At 56.8% G+C, this 16,532-nt stretch carries 13 protein-coding genes and 1 tRNA gene; all 14 read left to right on the top strand.

Going from position 1 to position 16,532, the window contains the following annotated elements; translation table 11 throughout:
* The coding region (locus tag BM036_RS18540) for an EF-Tu C-terminal domain-related protein (protein ID WP_245742725.1) at positions 1-541 on the top strand (541 nt) is incomplete at its 5' end.
* 76 nt (positions 542-617) lie between these two features.
* Positions 618-693, top strand: a tRNA-Trp gene (locus tag BM036_RS18535).
* A 34-nt stretch (positions 694-727) separates the two neighbouring features.
* Positions 728-1,096 (top strand): preprotein translocase subunit SecE, encoded by a 369-nt coding sequence (gene secE / locus BM036_RS18530; protein WP_091855123.1) that lies wholly within the window; start codon positions 728-730, stop codon positions 1,094-1,096.
* 13 nt (positions 1,097-1,109) lie between these two features.
* Entirely contained in the window at positions 1,110-1,643 is a 534-nt protein-coding gene (gene nusG / locus BM036_RS18525; protein WP_091855121.1) for a transcription termination/antitermination protein NusG, read from the top strand.
* 100 nt (positions 1,644-1,743) lie between these two features.
* Positions 1,744-2,175 (top strand): 50S ribosomal protein L11, encoded by a 432-nt coding sequence (rplK, locus tag BM036_RS18520; protein ID WP_091855119.1) that lies wholly within the window; start codon positions 1,744-1,746, stop codon positions 2,173-2,175.
* A 1-nt stretch (position 2,176) separates the two neighbouring features.
* On the top strand, positions 2,177-2,875 hold the full coding sequence (gene rplA / locus BM036_RS18515; protein ID WP_091855117.1) for a 50S ribosomal protein L1: 699 nt from the start codon (positions 2,177-2,179) through the stop codon (positions 2,873-2,875).
* Between the two features lie 267 nt (positions 2,876-3,142).
* Entirely contained in the window at positions 3,143-3,673 is a 531-nt protein-coding gene (gene rplJ, locus BM036_RS18510) for a 50S ribosomal protein L10 (RefSeq protein ID WP_091855115.1), read from the top strand.
* A 39-nt stretch (positions 3,674-3,712) separates the two neighbouring features.
* Positions 3,713-4,090, top strand: a complete 378-nt coding sequence (rplL, locus tag BM036_RS18505) for a 50S ribosomal protein L7/L12 (RefSeq protein ID WP_091855113.1) — start codon at positions 3,713-3,715, stop codon at positions 4,088-4,090.
* Positions 4,091-4,333: 243 nt separating this feature from the next.
* Positions 4,334-8,410, top strand: a complete 4,077-nt coding sequence (gene rpoB / locus BM036_RS18500; RefSeq protein ID WP_091855126.1) for a DNA-directed RNA polymerase subunit beta — start codon at positions 4,334-4,336, stop codon at positions 8,408-8,410.
* Between the two features lie 76 nt (positions 8,411-8,486).
* On the top strand, positions 8,487-12,701 hold the full coding sequence (gene rpoC / locus BM036_RS18495) for a DNA-directed RNA polymerase subunit beta' (RefSeq protein ID WP_091855111.1): 4,215 nt from the start codon (positions 8,487-8,489) through the stop codon (positions 12,699-12,701).
* Positions 12,702-12,869: 168 nt separating this feature from the next.
* On the top strand, positions 12,870-13,244 hold the full coding sequence (gene rpsL / locus BM036_RS18490) for a 30S ribosomal protein S12 (RefSeq protein WP_091855124.1): 375 nt from the start codon (positions 12,870-12,872) through the stop codon (positions 13,242-13,244).
* Between the two features lie 111 nt (positions 13,245-13,355).
* Positions 13,356-13,826: a 30S ribosomal protein S7 gene (gene rpsG / locus BM036_RS18485; protein ID WP_091855109.1), complete on the top strand. Its 471-nt coding sequence runs from the start codon at positions 13,356-13,358 to the stop codon at positions 13,824-13,826.
* Positions 13,827-13,844: 18 nt separating this feature from the next.
* Positions 13,845-15,950 carry an elongation factor G gene (fusA, locus tag BM036_RS18480; RefSeq protein ID WP_091855107.1) on the top strand — a complete coding sequence of 702 codons (2,106 nt, stop codon included), beginning with the start codon at positions 13,845-13,847 and terminating at the stop codon, positions 15,948-15,950.
* Between the two features lie 36 nt (positions 15,951-15,986).
* Positions 15,987-16,532: GTP-binding protein (locus BM036_RS18475; RefSeq protein WP_143066654.1), on the top strand; the 546-nt coding region annotated here is incomplete at its 3' end.

Below are 16,532 nucleotides of genomic sequence, written 5' to 3'. Positions count from 1 at the left end.
CGAGGACGTATTCTCCATCTCTGGTCGTGGTACTGTTGTGACCGGTCGTGTTGAGCGTGGCATCGTGAAGACTGGCGACGAAGTGGAAATCGTTGGTATCCGTGATACCCAGAAGACCACGGTTACCGGTGTTGAGATGTTCCGCAAGCTGCTTGACGAAGGTCGTGCTGGTGAGAACATCGGTGCCCTGCTGCGTGGTACCAAGCGTGACGACGTAGAGCGTGGCCAGGTGCTGTGTGTGCCGGGCTCGATCAAGCCGCACACAAAGTTCGAATGCGAAGTGTACGTGCTGAGCAAGGACGAGGGTGGTCGTCACACTCCGTTCTTCAAGGGCTACCGTCCGCAGTTCTACTTCCGGACCACTGACGTGACTGGCTCCTGTGAGCTGCCGGAAGGCGTTGAAATGGTAATGCCGGGTGACAACGTGAAGATGTCTGTTACCCTGATCGCTCCGATCGCCATGGAAGATGGTCTGCGCTTCGCGATCCGCGAAGGTGGCCGTACCGTTGGTGCCGGCGTGGTATCCAAGATCATCGAGTAACAGCTCGCACGATCTGAAAGCAGAAGGGCTGCCCTTTGGGTGGTCCTTTTGTTGCACCGCAAAAAGGTTTCGGTGCAGGCCAGTAGCTCAATTGGCAGAGCAGCGGTCTCCAAAACCGCAGGTTGGGGGTTCGATTCCCTCCTGGCCTGCCATTTATAACACGTCTGGATACATAAGCTGATTCCTATGGAGTCAAAAGCCCAACAGTCGACCAGCCGCTTTGATGTTGTCAAGTGGCTGGTTGTTTTCGTTCTGATTGCCGTGGGAGTAGTCGGCAATCAGTATTTCAGCGGCGAATCAGTGCTCTATCGAGTGCTTGGTTTGGTGGCGCTGGCTCTGGTTGCTGCAGTTGTGGCGCTCCAGACCGATCGCGGGCGTCGTTTCGCGACCCTGTTGAAAGAGGCCAGGGTAGAGATTCGCAAGGTCGTATGGCCGACTCGCCCGGAGTTGATCCAGACCACGGCAATCGTCGTTGTGTTTGTGCTTGTCGTAGCACTTATCCTTTGGGGTATGGACTCGCTCATCGGCTTCCTCGTACAGGGTTTCATCGGATAGGCAGGGGCAGGCAATGGCTAAGCACTGGTTTGTGGTTCAGGCGTATTCCGGTTTCGAAAAACATGTCATGCGGTCGCTCAAGGAGCGGATCGCCATTAATGGCATGGAGGATAAATTTGGTGACGTGCTTGTGCCCACCGAAGAAGTCGTCGAAATGCGGGATGGCAAGAAACGAAAGAGCGAGCGTAAGTTCTATCCGGGGTACGTGCTTGTCCAGATGGAAATGGATGACGCCTCGTGGCATCTTGTGAAAGATACGCCGCGGGTTCTCGGGTTCATTGGTGGTACCAAGGATAAGCCTGCCCCGATCACCGAGAAGGAAGCTGAAGCAATCCTTCGTCGTGTTGAAAGCGGTGTCGATCAGCCGAAACCCAAGACGCTGTTCGAGCCTGGTGAGATTGTTCGCGTTATTGAAGGTCCCTTCGCCGATTTTAATGGCGTTGTGGAAGAAGTTGATTACGACAAGAGTCGTGTAAAGGTGGCAGTTCTGATCTTTGGTCGCTCCACTCCGGTTGAGCTGGAGTTTGGCCAGGTCGAAAAGGACTGAGTTACCTCTGAAGCGAAGGGCTCGCTCACTGCGGTGTAGCGGGCTTTTTGTGTCTCAAAACCGGGGAGCCGAAAGGCGCTAACACCCACAGGAGAAACCCATGGCTAAGAAAATCGAAGCGTACATCAAGCTTCAGGTTGCTGCCGGTCAGGCCAACCCGAGCCCCCCCGTCGGTCCCGCGCTGGGCCAGCACGGTGTGAACATTATGGAGTTCTGTAAGGCGTTCAACGCTGCCACGCAGGGCATTGAGCCGGGTCTGCCGACTCCGGTGGTGATCACTGTTTACAGTGATCGCTCGTTCACTTTTGTCACCAAGACCCCGCCAGCACCGGTGCTGTTGAAGAAGGCTGCCGGTATCAAGAGTGGTTCTGGCCGTCCGAACACCGAAAAGGTGGGCACGGTTACCCGCGCGCAGCTTGAAGAGATTGTAAAGACTAAAGAGCCTGATCTCACTGCTGCTGATATGGACGCTGCCGTCCGCACCATCGCCGGCACTGCCCGTAGCATGGGCCTGAACGTGGAGGGTCTGTAAAATGGCTAAACTGAGCAAGCGTCAGAAGCTGATTCGCGAAAAAGTGGACCCGGCCCGCGCCTATACGGTAGATGAGGCTGTAGCGCTCCTGGCTGAGCTGGGTAGCTCCGTCAAGTTCCGCGAGTCTATCGATGTATCCGTTAACCTTGGTGTCGATGCACGGAAATCCGACCAGGTAGTCCGTAGCAGCACCGTGCTGCCCCACGGTACCGGTAAGAGCGTGCGGGTTGCTGTGTTCACCCAGGGTGCCAATGCCGACAAGGCGAAAGAAGCCGGTGCTGACATCGTAGGTATGGATGACCTGGCCGAAGAAGTGAAAAAGGGCAACATGGATTTCGACGTGGTCATTGCGACCCCCGATGCCATGCGTGTCGTTGGTCAGCTTGGCCAGATCCTTGGGCCTCGCGGCCTGATGCCTAACCCCAAGGTTGGCACGGTTACCCCGGATGTGGAAACGGCTGTAAAAAATGCCAAGGCAGGTCAGGTTCGTTACCGTACTGACAAGAATGGCATTATCCACGCTCCTCTGGGAAATGTTGAATTTTCTGCACAGAACATCAAGGAAAACCTTGAAGCTCTGCTGGCAGACCTGAAAAAGGCCAAGCCTGCATCGTCCAAGGGCGTTTACCTGAAGAAGGTATCCCTGTCCTCGACAATGGGGCCTGGCCTGACTGTTGATCAGGGTTCTTTGAACCTTTGATCCCTGGTCGGCAGTAACTTTGTAGTCTGGGCGGAAGCCAAGGCTGTCAAAGACCGCAGGCCCCCGAGGGCCGACTCTCGCGAGTCGGGTCACAAGGGTTAAAGCAACGCCTGCGCAGACGGTGTGAAGACGTTCTCTCTGAACCCAAACACCGTTAGGCGCCCATAAAGGAATGTGGTTGGGATTTCGCTGATGCGTGATCCGGACAGCGTTCCCTGGGCAATGATGGGTTTGCCGGAATCTCCGGCGAAATCGAGGAGAAATCCAGTGGCAATTAGACTCGAAGACAAGAAAGCGATCGTCGCTGAAGTCAACGAGACTGCTGGTACTGCTCTGTCTGTTGTTCTGGCTGACTACCGTGGTGTTACCGCAGGTGACATGACGGCGCTTCGTGCCAAGGCTCGTGCCGAGAATGTGCGTCTGAAGGTTGTTCGTAACAACCTTGCCAAGATCGCCATTCGCGGTACCGAGTTCGAGTGCATCGACGAAGCTCTGGTTGGTCCGACCATTCTGGCATTCTCTATGGAAGATCCTGGTGCCGCTGCGCGCCTGCTCAAGGATTTCGCCAAAGAGAAAGAGGCTTTCGAGATCAAGGGTCTGGCCGTCGGCGGTGAGCTGATGGGCGCAGAACAGATCGATCGCCTGGCCAAGCTGCCGACGCTGCACGAAGCGCTGACTCAGCTGGCTATTGTCACACAGGCACCGGTTACCAAGTTGGTACGCACTCTGAACGATGTTCCGGGCAGGGTTACCCGCGTAGTAGCTGCAGTCCGAGACCAGAAGCAAGAAGCTGCTTGATTCTGTTGAAAACCATATTTTATTTTTTGGGAGAAAGTCATGGCTCTGTCTAAAGACGATATTCTGAATGCAATTGCTGAAATGAGCGTTATGGAAGTGGTTGAGCTCGTCGAAGCAATGGAAGAGAAGTTCAACGTATCCGCTGCTGCTGCTGTTGCAGCTGCTCCGGCTGCCGCTGCTGGCGACGCTGCTGCCGCTGAAGAGCAGACCGAGTTTGACGTTGTTCTGACCGGCGCTGGCGAGAAGAAAGTGAACGTCATCAAGGCTGTTCGCGAACTGACTGGCCTGGGCCTGAAGGAAGCGAAGGAAATGGTTGATTCTGCTCCGTCCACCGTTAAGGAAGCTGCTTCCAAGGACGACGCTGAAGAAGCCAAGAAGAAGCTTGAGGAAGCAGGCGCTTCTGTTGAGCTCAAGTAATCGCCGATACTTGATCGGTTCCGTGCATTAGCATGGATAGGCTGGTGGCTTAGCGCCACCGGCCTTTTTCTGTTGTATATATGCTATAGAGACGGATGCAGTTGCTATAGTTAATGACTGCCTCTGTCACCTACAGCCAGAGTCTTGTTCAAGACGGCGCAGTATGCCGAGCAACTCGGCCCCGAAGCAGGTAAATGGTTGCTTCTTGATACCAGGTATCAGGTCTAAAGCTGGGGAATGCAGATGACTTACTCCTACACTGAGAAAAAGCGGATTCGCAAAGACTTCAGTAAATTGCCTTCCGTGATGGATGTTCCCTATTTGCTGGCTATTCAGCTGGATTCTTATCGGGACTTCCTGCAAATGGAAGCCGCCGCTGCCGAGCGCCAGGAAACTGGCCTGCACGCAGCCTTCAAATCCGTATTCCCGATTGTCAGTTATTCTGGCAATGCGGCGCTTGAGTACGTGAGCTACCGTATTGGCGATCCGGTATTCGACGTCAAGGAATGTCAGCTCCGGGGCGTAACCTATGCTGCTCCCCTGCGCGTGAAAGTTCGGCTGATCATCTATGATCGCGAATCGTCCAACAAGGCGATCAAGGACATCAAGGAGCAGGAAGTCTACATGGGCGAAATGCCCCTGATGACTGAAAATGGTACCTTCGTTGTCAACGGTACCGAGCGGGTCATCGTGTCCCAGCTCCATCGTTCACCGGGCGTGTTCTTTGACCATGACAAGGGCAAGACACACTCCTCCGGAAAGCTTCTGTATTCTGCCCGGGTGATTCCTTACCGTGGCTCCTGGCTTGATTTCGAGTTCGATGCCAAGGATTCAGTATTCGTCCGGATCGACCGTCGCCGGAAGCTGCCTGCCAGCATCCTGTTGCGTGGCCTGGGGTACAGCTCCGAGCAAATGCTGGAAAAGTTCTTTGAAACCAGTAAGTTTACTGTTGGAGAAGAAACCTCCAGTCTGGAGCTGGTGCCCAGCCGACTGCGTGGTGATATCGCCACCTTTGACATCAAGGACAATGACGGCAATGTGATCGTGGAAGAGGGCCGTCGTGTCACCGCACGCCACATCCGTCAGCTCGAAAAGTCCGGCATCACTCAGCTGGAAGTGCCTACTGCCTATCTCCATGGCCGAGTCATTGCCCGTGACATGGTAGACACCAAGACCGGCGAGGTGCTGGTCGAGTGCAACACTGAGATCACCGAAGAGGTGATGGAAAAGATTCTGGGTGCAGGGATCACTGAAGTCGAAACTCTGTATACCAACGACCTGGACTGCGGCCCCTTCATGTCCGATACGATTCGTATCGACCCGACCCGCACCCAGCTCGAGGCGCTGGTGGAAATCTATCGGATGATGCGTCCGGGAGAGCCGCCCACCAAGGAATCCGCCGAGAACCTGTTCAATAACCTGTTCTTCTCGGAAGAGCGCTACGATTTGTCCGCGGTTGGGCGGATGAAGCTGAACCGTCGCCTCGGTCGCGAAGAGAGCACCGGTGAAGGTACGTTGACCAACGAAGACATCATCGATGTACTTCGTACCTTGATCGACATCCGTAACGGCAACGGAAACGTGGATGACATCGATAACCTGGGCAATCGCCGTATCCGGTCCGTCGGTGAGATGGCCGAGAACCAGTTCCGTGTGGGCCTGGTACGCGTAGAGCGTGCGGTGCGTGAGCGCTTGAGCCTGGCTGAAAGTGAAGGCCTGATGCCTCAGGACCTGATCAATGCCAAGCCGGTGGCGGCAGCAGTCAAGGAGTTCTTCGGTTCCAGTCAGCTGTCCCAGTTCATGGATCAGAACAACCCGTTGTCCGAGGTGACTCACAAGCGTCGCGTATCTGCGCTTGGGCCTGGTGGCCTGACACGGGAGCGTGCGGGCTTTGAGGTGCGGGATGTTCATCCCACCCACTACGGCCGCGTCTGTCCCATCGAGACACCGGAAGGTCCGAACATCGGTCTGATCAACTCGCTGGCGACCTATGCCCGGACCAACTCTTACGGCTTCCTCGAAAGTCCGTACCGGAAGGTCATCGACGGCAAGGTGACCGATGACATCGTTTATCTGTCGGCCATCGAGGAAAGTAACTACATCATCGCCCAGGCAAGCGCGGCGATGACTGAGGACGGCCGTCTTGCGGATGAACTGGTTACCGTGCGTCACCAGAACGAATTCACCGTAACCCCGCCAGAGAACGTCAACTTCATGGATGTTTCGCCGCGGCAGGTAGTCTCGGTGGCAGCATCGCTGATCCCGTTCCTGGAGCATGACGATGCCAACCGGGCCCTGATGGGCTCCAACATGCAGCGCCAGGCTGTGCCAACACTGCGTGCAGACAAGCCGGTGGTTGGTACTGGCCTTGAGCGGACCGTGGCCCAGGACTCCGGCGTCTGCGTTACCGCGCGTCGCGGTGGTGTTATCGAGGACGTGGATGCAGCCCGTATCGTCGTACGGGTGCACGATGATGAGACCGAAGCCGGTGACGCTGGTGTGGATATCTACAACCTCACCAAGTACACCCGCTCCAACCAGAACACCTGCATCAACCAACGTTCAATCGTAAACCAGGGTGATGTGGTTGCCCGTGGAGATGTCCTGGCCGACGGTCCCTCTGTGGACCTGGGTGAGTTGGCGCTTGGGCAGAACATGCGTATCGCATTCATGCCCTGGAACGGCTACAACTTCGAGGACTCCATCCTGATCTCGGAGAAGGTGGTCCAGGAGGATCGCTTCACCAGCATCCATATCCAGGAGCTTACCTGTGTGGCCCGGGATACCAAGCTGGGCAGCGAGGAAATCACCGCTGACATCCCCAACGTGGGTGAAAGTGCCCTGGCCAAACTGGATGAATCCGGGATTGTTTACATCGGTGCCGAGGTTGGCCCGGGTGACATCCTGGTGGGCAAGGTAACGCCGAAAGGTGAAACCCAGCTCACTCCGGAAGAGAAGCTGCTGAGGGCTATCTTTGGTGAGAAGGCGTCCGATGTAAAAGACACCTCCTCACGGGTATCCGCTGGTACCCGGGGCACCGTTATTGATGTTCAGGTGTTTACCCGTGACGGCATCGAGAAAGACGACCGCGCGCTCTCGATCGAGCAGGACCAGCTGAACCAGTACCGGAAGGACCTGAAGGACGAGTATCGTATCGTCGAAGGTGCGACCTTCGAACGTCTGACTGCCGCCCTGACCGGGCAGGAAGTCATCAGCGGGCCTGGTCTTAAGAAAGGTGCAACCCTCGACGAAGATTACCTGAAGGGGCTGGACCGGGACCAGTGGTTCAAGCTGCGGTTGAAGGATGAGGCTCTCAATGAGCTGCTGGAGAAATCCGAGCAAGGCCTGGAAGATCGCAAGAAAGAGCATGAAGAGCGTTTTGAAGACAAGAAACGCAAGCTCCAGCAGGGTGATGACCTCGCTCCGGGCGTACTGAAAATCGTCAAGGTCTATCTGGCGATCAAACGCCGGGTTCAGCCTGGTGACAAGATGGCCGGTCGTCACGGTAACAAGGGTGTTATTTCTGCTGTTATGCCGGTGGAAGACATGCCCTATGACGCCGAAGGCAATACCGTCGACATCGTCCTCAACCCGCTGGGTGTACCGTCACGGATGAACGTGGGTCAGGTACTGGAAACCCACCTGGGTGCCGCAGCCAAGGGTCTCGGCCGGAAGATCGAGCGCATGCTGGAAGAGCAGCGCAAGGTTGCCGAGATTCGCGAGCTGCTGGACAAGATCTACAACCACAGCGACGAAGTTCCGTCGGTGGATCTGCCCAGCCTGAACGACGAAGAGATTCTCCAGCTGGCCAACAACCTGCGTGGCGGCGTGCCCATGGCGACTGCGGTTTTCGATGGTGCCAAGGAGGCTGAGGTCAAGCACATGCTGGAGCTCGCCGACATGGATACCAGCGGCCAGGTGACGCTGTTCGACGGCCGTACCGGTGATCAGTTTGATCGCCAGGTGACGGTTGGATACATGTACATGCTGAAGCTGAATCACCTGATCGACGACAAGATGCACGCACGGTCCACCGGTTCCTACAGCCTGGTTACCCAGCAACCGCTGGGTGGTAAGGCGCAGTTCGGTGGCCAGCGGTTCGGTGAGATGGAAGTGTGGGCCCTGGAGGCCTATGGTGCGGCCTATACTCTGCAAGAGATGCTCACCGTCAAGTCTGACGATGTGAATGGCCGTACCAAGATGTACAAGAACATTGTGGATGGAGACCACCGGATGGAGCCGGGTATGCCCGAATCCTTCAACGTTCTTGTCAAGGAGATCCGCTCGCTGGGTATCGACATCGAGCTGGAATCCGAGTAAGCCGAATCGTTTTTTGGCAGCGTGAGCGGGCACCGCGGTGCCCGCCCGAGATTAACGCCATCCGGAGCTGTTACTGATGAAAGATTTGCTGAATCTTCTCAAGAGCCAGAACCAGAGCAAGGAATTTGACGCCATCCGAATCGGGCTGGCGTCGCCTGACATGATCCGTTCCTGGTCCTTCGGGGAAGTAAAGAAACCCGAGACGATCAACTACCGGACCTTCAAGCCTGAGCGTGACGGTCTGTTCTGCGCCAAGATTTTTGGTCCGATCAAGGACTACGAGTGCCTGTGCGGCAAGTACAAGCGTCTCAAGCACCGTGGTGTGATCTGTGAAAAGTGTGGTGTCGAAGTGGCACTGGCGAGCGTTCGCCGTGAGCGCATGGGTCACATTGAACTGGCGAGCCCGGTAGCACATATCTGGTTCCTCAAGTCCCTGCCGTCCCGGATCGGCATGATGCTGGACATGACCCTGCGTGATATCGAGCGGGTTCTGTATTTTGAGTCCTTCATTGTGATCGACCCCGGCATGACCACCCTGGAGCGTGGGCAGCTGCTTAACGATGAGCAGTACTATGAGGCCCTGGAGGAGTTCGGGGACGAGTTCGACGCCCGCATGGGCGCCGAAGCCATCAAGATGCTGCTTGAAGACATTGATCTGCAGGCGGAAGTTGACCTGCTGCGGGAAGAGATTCCCCAGACCAACTCCGAGACCAAGATCAAGAAGTTCACCAAGCGACTGAAGATCCTCGAGGCCTTCCTGTACTCCGGCAACCGTCCGGGCGACATGGTCATGACCGTGCTGCCAGTGCTGCCGCCGGACCTGCGTCCGCTGGTTCCGCTGGACGGTGGCCGCTTTGCGACTTCCGACCTGAACGATCTGTATCGTCGCGTCATCAACCGGAATAACCGCCTCAAGCGTCTGCTTGAGCTGAACGCGCCGGACATCATCGTACGCAATGAGAAGCGTATGCTGCAGGAAGCCGTTGACGCCCTGCTGGACAACGGCCGTCGTGGCCGTGCCATCACCGGCACCAACAAGCGCCCGTTGAAGTCCCTGGCCGACATGATCAAGGGCAAGCAGGGCCGTTTCCGTCAGAACCTGCTGGGTAAGCGGGTGGACTATTCCGGTCGTTCAGTGATCGTGGTTGGTCCATACCTGCGCCTGCACCAGTGTGGTCTGCCGAAGAAAATGGCACTGGAACTGTTCAAGCCGTTCATCTTCTCCAAGCTGGAGCATCGTGGCCTGGCGACCACCATCAAGGCGGCCAAGAAAATGGTCGAGCGCGAGGAAGGCGTGGTCTGGGATATCCTCGACGAGGTCATCCGTGAGCATCCGATCCTGCTGAACCGGGCCCCGACCCTGCACCGTCTGGGTATTCAGGCGTTCGAGCCGGTGCTCATCGAAGGCAAGGCCATTCAGCTTCACCCGCTGGTGTGTGCGGCCTACAATGCTGACTTCGACGGCGACCAGATGGCGGTGCACGTGCCGCTGACCCTGGAGGCGCAGCTGGAAGCCCGTGCGTTGATGATGTCCACCAACAACGTACTGTCACCGGCCAACGGCGAGCCGATCATCGTGCCGTCGCAGGATGTTGTTCTGGGCCTGTACTACATGACCCGTGAGCGCAAGAACGCGCTCGGCGAAGGTCGTGTCTTTGCCGATGTGAAGGAAGTTCACCGTGCGTACGGCGCTGGTGCTGTTGACCTGCAGGCCAAGATCAAGGTGCGTGTCAAGGAAGTGACCTACGGCGAGAACGAAGAACTCAAGACTGAGCACGTTATCGTTGATACCGTGGTTGGTCGTGCGCTGTTGTTTGATATCGTTCCGGATGGCCTGTCCTTTGAGGTTGTCAACAAACCGATGACCAAGAAGGCGATCTCCAACCTGATCAACACCTGTTACCGGGTGGCTGGTTTGAAGGATACCGTCATCTTTGCCGATCAGCTGATGTACATGGGCTTCCATTACGCCACTGTGTCCGGCACCTCTATCGGCTTCAACGACTTCGAGATTCCTCCGGAGAAGTACGAGCTGGTTGACGCCGCTACCGATGAAGTGAAGGAAATCGAGTCCCAGTATTCCTCCGGCCTGCTGACCCAGGGCGAGAAGTACAACAAGGTTATCGATATCTGGTCCCGGGCAAACGACAAGGTGTCCAAGGCCATGATGGATCGCCTCTCCCAGGAGCAGGTGGTTGACGCTGAGGGCAAGCCGGTATTCCGTGAGGATGGCGAGCCTGAAATGCAGGAGTCCTTCAACTCCGTGTACATGATGGCTGACTCCGGTGCCCGGGGCTCCCCCGCGCAGATTCGTCAGCTGGCTGGTATGCGGGGTCTGATGGCGAAGCCGGACGGCTCCATCATCGAGACGCCGATTACCGCGAACTTCCGTGAGGGGCTGAACGTACTGCAGTACTTCATCTCGACCCACGGTGCCCGTAAGGGTCTGGCGGATACCGCTCTGAAGACGGCCAACTCCGGTTACCTGACTCGTCGCCTGGTGGACGTATCCCAGGACCTCGTGGTCACAGAAACAGACTGTGGTACCGAAGAAGGCCTGTTGATGACGCCGCACATTGAGGGTGGTGATGTCGTTGTTCCCCTCGGCGATCGCGTACTGGGGCGGGTCACCGCCCGTGATGTGTTCACGCCCACAGACAAGGAGAACGCAGTGGTTCCTGCGGGTACCCTGCTGGACGAGAAGACCATCGAGAGTATCGAGCGTGCGGGTGTGGACGAAGTATGGGTGCGTTCCGCGATTACCTGTGAAGCGCGCCACGGCGTATGTGCCAACTGTTACGGCCGCGACCTTGCCCGTGGTCACCTGGTGAATGTCGGAGAGGCTGTTGGTGTTATCGCCGCTCAGTCGATCGGTGAACCGGGTACCCAGCTGACCATGCGGACCTTCCACATCGGTGGTGCGGCCAGCCGGGCCTCCGCAGTGGACAACATCCAGGTCAAGCATGGCGGTCAGATCCGCCTGCATAATATGAAGTCCATCGAGAAGACCGATGGCAACCTTGTGGTCGTGTCCCGGTCCTCTGCATTGGCGGTCGCTGATGAACAGGGTCGTGAGCGCGAGTGGTACAAGCTGCCCTACGGTGCGGTACTGTCGGTCAAACACGGTGACCAGGTTGATGCCGGTGCCGTGGTGGCGAAATGGGATCCGCACACCCACCCGATCATCGCCGAGGGAGTTGGTAAGGCGAAGTTCGTTGGAATGGATCAGGGCATCACCGTCCGCACCCAGACCGATGAGCTGACAGGGCTCTCCACAATCCAGGTGATCGATCCGAAGGATCGTCCGGCTGCTGGTAAGGATCTGCGTCCGGCGATCGAACTGGTAGACGAAAAGGGCGAAGAAGTGGTTCTGCCCGGTGGGTCACCGGCGCACTACTTCCTGCCGGCCGACGCGCTGGTAACCCTGGCCGACGGCGCCAATGTGGAACTGGGTGACGTTGTTGCCCGTATTCCGCAGGAAAGCTCGAAGACCCGGGATATCACCGGTGGTCTGCCACGGGTCGCCGACCTGTTCGAGGCCCGTCGTCCGAAGGAGCCGTCCATTCTGGCGGAAATCACGGGTACGGTATCCTTCGGCAAGGAAACCAAGGGCAAGAAGCGCCTGGTTATCACGCCGAAGGATGCTGACCCCTACGAGGTGCTGATTCCCAAGTGGCGTCAGTTGAACGTCTTCGAGGGCGAGACTGTGGAGAGGGGTGAGGTCATCTCGGATGGCCCTTCCAATCCACACGACATCCTGCGCCTGCTGGGCGTAGTTGAGTTGGCCAAGTACATCACCAACGAAATCCAGGACGTCTACCGTCTGCAGGGCGTTGTCATCAACGATAAACACATCGAGGTTATCGTCCGTCAGATGTTGCGCAAAGTGGAAATCACCGATCCGGGTGAAACCACGCTGCTGGCTGGTGATCAGGTTGAATACCACCAGTTCCTGGACGAGAACGAAAAGGCCATCGCCGCTGACAAGCAACCTGCCAAGGGTGAGCGTCAGTTGCTGGGTATCACCAAGGCCTCTCTGGCAACCGAGTCGTTTATTTCTGCGGCTTCGTTCCAGGAGACCACCCGCGTACTTACCGAGGGTGCCGTTACCGGCAAGCGCGACTTCCTGCGCGGCCTGAAGGAGAACGTGGTTGTGGGTCGCCTGATCCCGGCGGGTACCGGCCTTGCCTATCACAATGAGCGTCGCCGCAAGCGTGACCTCGAGGAACAGGGGGTCACCGCAGAGGATGTGGTTGAAGCCCTGAGCGCCGAGCTGAACCGGGAGGGTTAACTCCCGGCGGCGTAGCCCCCCCCGGGAACTACGGATCCCGGGGTGGTCAAAAAGGCATCAGTCATCTTGACTGACCCGGGGCGCAGGCTTACACTTGCGTCCCTTAATTTTTACCCCCGTTCGCCGGGGGTAAGTTTCATTGGAATGGTTTTTTTGGAGTTTGCTTACATGGCAACGATCAACCAGTTGGTACGTAAGCCTCGTAAACGCAAGGTAGCCAAGAGCGATGTTCCAGCGCTCCAGGCCTGCCCTCAGCGTCGTGGCGTATGCACTCGTGTGTACACCACCACACCGAAGAAGCCGAACTCCGCACTGCGTAAGGTGTGCCGTGTTCGTCTGACTAACGGTTACGAGGTTTCCTCATACATTGGCGGTGAAGGTCACAACCTTCAGGAGCACAGCGTTGTGCTGATCCGCGGCGGTCGTGTAAAAGACCTCCCGGGTGTGCGCTACCACACTGTTCGCGGAACACTGGACACCCAGGGTGTACAGAACCGTAAGCAGGGTCGCTCCAAGTACGGTACAAAACGACCCAAGTCCTGATGTCCCTGATGGGTGTCTTTTATCGTCCCTGTGAACGATAAGAGTAAGGCTGAGTAGCCAGTGGCTATCTCAGGGGTTCCTGAAGACCTTAATTTTTAGAAGGGCTTATCGATGCCTAGAAGAAGAGTTGCAGCAAAACGGGAGATTATCCCGGATCCCAAATTTGGTAGCGCACGTCTTGCCAAGTTCATCAACCACGTGATGGAAAGTGGCAAGAAGTCTGTAGCCGAGCGCATTGTTTATGGCGCGCTCGACATCGTTGCCGAAAAGTCAAAGGAAGAGCCGATCGAAATGTTCGAGAAGGCCCTGGAAAACATCCAGCCGATGGTCGAGGTTAAGTCCCGTCGTGTGGGTGGCGCTACCTACCAGGTGCCGGTGGAAGTGCGGCCTTCCCGTCAGAACGCGCTGGCTATGCGCTGGCTCGTAGAATTTTCCCGGAAGCGTGGTGAGAAGTCCATGGCTCAGCGCCTGGCAGGTGAGATCCTGGACGCCGCTGACAGCAAGGGCGCCGCAGTTAAGAAGCGCGAAGACGTTCACCGCATGGCAGAAGCCAACAAGGCGTTCTCTCACTTCCGTTTCTAAACAGCCGAGGTTTATACAGTGGCACGTAAGACTCCTATCAAACGTTACAGAAACATCGGTATCTGTGCGCACGTTGACGCGGGTAAAACCACGACCACCGAGCGTATTCTTTACTATACCGGTCGTAGCCACAAAATGGGTGAAACCCATGATGGCGCGTCTACCACTGACTGGATGGCCCAGGAGCAGGAGCGGGGTATTACCATTACCTCAGCGGCTGTTACCACCTTCTGGCAGGGTATGGACAAGCAGTACGATGAGCACCGCATCAACATCATCGACACCCCGGGACACGTTGACTTCACCATTGAGGTAGAGCGTTCCCTGCGGGTGCTGGATGGTGCGGTGGTTGTATTCTGTGGCTCCTCCGGTGTTGAGCCTCAGTCAGAGACCGTATGGCGTCAGGCCAACAAGTACGAAGTGCCTCGCATGGTGTTCGTCAACAAGATGGACCGAGCCGGCGCAAACTTCTCCCGCGTTGTTGCTCAGATTCGTGATCGACTGGGCGCCACCTGTGTTCCGATCCAGTTGCCGATCGGCGCAGAGGACGACTTCGAGGGTGTTGTCGACCTGCTTCGTATGAAGGCCATCTACTGGAATGATGCCGACCAGGGCATGACCTATGAGCTCAAGGATATCCCTGAGTCCATGATGGCGGATGCCGAAAAGGCCCGGGAAGAGATGATCGAAGCGGCTGCAGAAGCCAACGAAGAGTACATGGAGAAGTACCTGGAAGGTGAAGAGCTTACCTACGAGGAAATCAAGTCCGGGCTTCGTCAGCGCACTATCGCCAACGAGATCGTCCTGGCGACTTGTGGCTCTGCCTTCAAGAACAAGGGTGTTCAGGCGGTTCTCGATGCCGTTGTCGAATTCCTGCCCGCTCCGGATGAAGTAAAGGCCATTCGTGGTGAGGTGGACGAAGACGGTACCGAGGAAACTCGTCCGGTTGATGATGATGCGCCGTTTGCTGCCCTGGCGTTCAAGATCGCGACTGACCCGTTTGTTGGTACGCTGACCTTCTTCCGTGTGTACTCCGGTAAACTCGAAAGCGGTAATGCTGTCTACAACTCGGTCAAGCAGAAGAAAGAGCGTGTGGGCCGTATGGTTCAGATGCACGCCAATGACCGGGAAGAGATCAAGGAAGTGTTGGCTGGCGATATCGCCGCTGCGATCGGTCTGAAGAACGTGACGACCGGTGACACCCTTTGTGATGAGAATCACAAGATCGTTCTAGAGCGCATGGAGTTCCCTGAGCCGGTTATCTCCGTTGCGGTCGAGCCGAAGTCCAAGGCGGACCAGGAGAAGATGGGTGTTGCTTTGGGCAAACTGGCCCAGGAAGATCCGTCTTTCCGTGTTCGTACTGACGAAGAGTCCGGTCAGACCATTATCTCTGGCATGGGTGAGCTTCACCTGGACATCATCGTTGATCGTATGAAGCGAGAGTTCAAGGTTGAGGCCAATATCGGCAAGCCGCAGGTGGCGTACCGTGAGCGTATCCGCAAGGCGGTTGACGTTGAGGGCAAGTTTGTCCGTCAGTCTGGTGGTCGCGGTCAGTACGGTCACGTCAAGCTGAAACTCGAGCCGCTGCCTCTGGACGAGGAAGATGGCGAGAATTTCATCTTCGTGAACGAAATCGTTGGTGGTGTGGTTCCCAAGGAATACATCCCGGCGGTGCAGCAGGGTATCGAAGAGCAGATGCAGAACGGCTGTATTGCCGGTTATCCGCTGCTCCGTATCAAGGCAACCCTGTATGACGGCTCCTACCACGAAGTCGACTCCAACGAGATGGCGTTCAAGGTAGCTGGCTCCATGGCTATGAAGAAAGGTGCGCTAGAAGCTGATCCGGCGCTGCTTGAGCCTATCATGAAAGTTGAAGTGGTAACGCCTGAGGACTACATGGGCGACGTGGTCGGTGATCTTAACCGTCGTCGCGGTGTAATCCAGGGTATGGATGATGGCCCTGCAGGCAAGATTATCCGTGCCGAGGTTCCGTTGTCGGAGATGTTCGGTTACGCCACTGACCTGCGTTCTGCAACACAGGGTCGGGCGTCATATGCGATGGAGTTTGCCGGCTATTCCGAGGCTCCTTCGAACATTGCCGAAGCGATCATCAAAAAGGGTTGATTCCCAGGACTTTAAGAAACAGGAAGAGGTGTAACCGTGTCCAAGAAGCAATTTGAGCGTAACAAGCCGCACCTGAACGTGGGCACCATCGGTCACGTTGACCATGGTAAGACCACTCTGACTGCGGCGCTGACCCGCGTATGTCACGAAGTATGGGGTACTGGTGAGTCCCGTGCATTCGACCAGATCGATAACGCACCGGAAGAGCGTGCGCGTGGTATCACTATCGCGACCTCTCACGTTGAGTACGATTCCCCGACTCGCCACTACGCCCACGTAGATTGCCCGGGCCACGCTGACTATGTGAAGAACATGATCACTGGTGCAGCGCAGATGGACGGCGCAATCCTGGTTTGCTCCGCTGCTGACGGCCCCATGCCGCAGACTCGTGAGCACATCCTGCTGTCCCGTCAGGTTGGCGTTCCCTACATTGTCGTGTTCCTGAACAAGGCCGACATGGTAGACGACGAAGAGCTGCTCGAGCTGGTTGAGATGGAAGTTCGCGAACTGCTGAGCCAGTACGACTTCCCGGGTGACGATACTCCGATCATCACTGGCTCCGCGCTGATGGCGCTGGAAGGC

This window comes from Marinobacter segnicrescens, assembly GCF_900111555.1.
GTDB lineage: Bacteria > Pseudomonadota > Gammaproteobacteria > Pseudomonadales > Oleiphilaceae > Marinobacter > Marinobacter segnicrescens.
The sequence above is the reverse complement of the archived record's forward strand: the minus strand, read 5'-3'. Positions and strand labels throughout refer to the sequence as shown.

What these genes read in the sequence shown, in the direction of transcription:
- rplA (WP_091855117.1), top strand. Translation starts at nt 2,177, where the DNA reads ATGGCTAAACTGAGCAAGCGTCAGAAGCTGATTCGCGAAAAAGTGGAC.
- secE (WP_091855123.1), top strand. Translation starts at nt 728, where the DNA reads ATGGAGTCAAAAGCCCAACAGTCGACCAGCCGCTTTGATGTTGTCAAG.
- rpoB (WP_091855126.1), top strand. Translation starts at nt 4,334, where the DNA reads ATGACTTACTCCTACACTGAGAAAAAGCGGATTCGCAAAGACTTCAGT.
- rpsL (WP_091855124.1), top strand. Translation starts at nt 12,870, where the DNA reads ATGGCAACGATCAACCAGTTGGTACGTAAGCCTCGTAAACGCAAGGTA.
- rpsG (WP_091855109.1), top strand. Translation starts at nt 13,356, where the DNA reads ATGCCTAGAAGAAGAGTTGCAGCAAAACGGGAGATTATCCCGGATCCC.
- rpoC (WP_091855111.1), top strand. Translation starts at nt 8,487, where the DNA reads ATGAAAGATTTGCTGAATCTTCTCAAGAGCCAGAACCAGAGCAAGGAA.
- rplL (WP_091855113.1), top strand. Translation starts at nt 3,713, where the DNA reads ATGGCTCTGTCTAAAGACGATATTCTGAATGCAATTGCTGAAATGAGC.
- nusG (WP_091855121.1), top strand. Translation starts at nt 1,110, where the DNA reads ATGGCTAAGCACTGGTTTGTGGTTCAGGCGTATTCCGGTTTCGAAAAA.
- rplK (WP_091855119.1), top strand. Translation starts at nt 1,744, where the DNA reads ATGGCTAAGAAAATCGAAGCGTACATCAAGCTTCAGGTTGCTGCCGGT.